This window comes from Ornithinibacter sp. (genome assembly GCF_035443565.1).
In the GTDB taxonomy this organism is placed as follows: Bacteria; Actinomycetota; Actinomycetes; order Actinomycetales; family Dermatophilaceae; genus Fodinibacter.
The window spans coordinates 71,738-74,142 of sequence record NZ_DAORSO010000001.1 but is presented as its reverse complement, the minus strand read 5'-3'; the positions used below and the strand labels follow the sequence as shown (position 1 = coordinate 74,142).

Annotated in this window: 2 protein-coding genes; one reads left to right on the top strand and one right to left on the bottom strand. The window is 70.0% G+C overall.

Annotation, left to right across the window (positions count from 1 at the left end; all coding sequences use genetic code 11):
* Window positions 1-1,373, bottom strand: a 1,373-nt coding sequence (locus tag PLL68_RS00345) for a DEAD/DEAH box helicase (RefSeq protein ID WP_324530543.1), incomplete at its 3' end; no start/stop codon positions are given.
* Between the two features lie 178 nt (window positions 1,374-1,551).
* On the opposite strand from PLL68_RS00345, the gene PLL68_RS00340 reads away from it, so the two are divergent.
* On the top strand, window positions 1,552-2,220 hold the full coding sequence (locus PLL68_RS00340; RefSeq protein ID WP_324530541.1) for a ferritin-like fold-containing protein: 669 nt from the start codon (window positions 1,552-1,554) through the stop codon (window positions 2,218-2,220).
* Window positions 2,221-2,405 lie beyond the last annotated feature (185 nt).

Below are 2,405 nucleotides of genomic sequence, written 5' to 3'. Positions count from 1 at the left end.
CGCTCGTTGCCGCGGCCGCCCGACGGGCCCCGACGACCGGCACCCTTGCCGGTCTCGCCGAGGTCCTCGAGGGTTTCGGCACCGAGGCCGGCGCGGGTCTGCTGCGCGCGGGGGAGGCGGCCCTTGCTGCCCTCGGGGATGTCGAGGTCGGTGAACAGGTGCGGTGAGCTGGAGTAGGTCTCCTGCGGCTCGGGCATGCCGAGGTCGAGCACCTTGTTGATCATCGCCCAGCGGTGCAGGTCGTCCCAGTCGACGAACGTCACGGCGATGCCGGTGTTGCCCGCGCGTGCCGTGCGACCGATGCGGTGCAGGTAGGTCTTCTCGTCCTCGGGGCACTGGTAGTTGATCACGTGGGTGACGTTCTCGACGTCGATGCCGCGCGCAGCGACGTCGGTGGCGACGAGGATGTCGACCTTGCCGTTGCGGAAGGCGCGCAGCGCCTGCTCGCGAGCGCCCTGACCGAGGTCGCCGTGGATGGAGGCGGCGGCGAACCCGCGGTCGGCGAGCTCGTCGGCCACCTTGGCTGCGGTGCGCTTGGTGCGGCTGAAGACGATGGTCAGCCCGCGGTCCTTGGCCTGGAGCATGCGGGCCAGCATCTCGACCTTGTCCATGGCGTGCGCGCGGTAGACGAACTGCTCCACGGCCTTGACCGTGTGTGCGTTCTCCTGGTCGTCGCCCATGGCGCGGATGTGCGTCGGCTGGCTCATGTAGCGACGGGCCAGGGCGACGACGGCACCGGGCATGGTGGCGGAGAAGAGCATGGTCTGGCGCGCGGCCGGGGTGAGGGAGAGCAGCTTCTCGACGTCGGGCAGGAAGCCCAGGTCGAGCATCTCGTCCGCTTCGTCGAGGACGACGATGCGGGCGTGACCGAGGTCGAGGTGACCCTGCTTCGCGAGGTCGATGAGGCGACCCGGGGTGCCGACGACGACCTCGACACCGCGCTGGAGCGCTTCGACCTGCGGCTCGTAGGCGCGACCGCCGTAGACGGTGAGCACGCGGATGCCGCGCTTCTTGCCGGCGCGCTCGAGGTCGCTCGCCACCTGCACGGCGAGCTCACGGGTCGGAGCCACCGCGAGGGCCTGGGGCTTGCCGGCCGCGGGCATCGAGGCAAACGCCTCGTCGCGCGGGGACACGACGCGGTTGAGGATGGGGATGCCGAAGCCGAGGGTCTTGCCGGTGCCCGTCTTCGCCTGGCCGATGATGTCGTGCCCGGACAGCGCCACGGGCAGGGTCATCGCCTGGATCGGGAAGGGGCTGGTGATGTTGTGCTCGGCGAGCGCCTCGACGATCTCGGGGTGGATCGGGAAGTCGGAGAAGGAGGGCTCCGGCAGGGTCTGCGCCTCAGGCGCTGCGGTGCTGGTGACGTCGGTCAACGGGTGATCTCTTCCGGTCGGCGGGCGCGGGCGCGCCCACGCAAGGCTGCGGGCCGATCGGAGGTCTTCGGGGAGCGGGCCGCGCCGGCAGGGCCGGGCTCTCGCCACGTCAGGGAACTGTCTTCGTGCCGACCGGGCACCGTGGACAGCGGCCACTCTACCGTTAGGCTCGCGATCCATGGAGCACATGTCGACCGAGGACCCCGCCTACACCGCTGCCGTGGCCGACCTGCTGGGCGTCCTGGCCTATGGCGAGCTCACCGCGTTCATCCGCATGGCCGTCGACTCCGACCTCGCGCCGACGCTGGCGCTGAAGTCGTCGATGGCCGGCCTCGCGCACACCGAGTACGTGCAGTACTCGCAGCTCATCGAGCACATGGGCTCTCGTGGGATCGACGCCGAGGCCGCGATGGCGCCCTTCGTCACGCCGTTTGCGGCCTACCACGAGCGCACGAAGCCTCGGGACTGGATCGAGGGGCTCGTCAAGGCCTTCGTCGGCGACGGGATCGCGAAGGACTTCTACCGCGAGATGAGCGCCTTCGTCGATGACGAGACCCGCGGCGTCATGGGCCTGGCGCTCGACGACGAGGGGCAGGCGGACTTCGTCGTCGGCGTCGTGCGTGACACCCTGAAGACCGACCGCACGGCCGCCGGACGGCTGTCGCTGTGGGGCCGGCGCCTGCTCGGGGAGGCGTTGTCGCAGGCCCAGGCCGTGGCCGTCGAGCGCGATGCCATGTCCGCGCTGCTCGTCGGCGGAGGGGTCGACCTGGCCGAGGTGGGGCAGATGTTCGCCCGCCTGACGGAGAACCACCAGAAGCGGATGGCCCTGATGGGCCTCACGCCCTGAGCGAAACAACCAGTCACCCGGCACAGACCCGCACTTATTGCACGAGAGCCACCCGGATCCGGGTGGCTCTCGTGCAATGAGTGGGGTTGGTGCGGTCAGACCGACTTCTTGGCGGTGACCTTCTCGTAGCCGATGACGAGGGCAGCGGCCGCGGCGATGGAGATGAACCAGCGGATCCAGTCGAT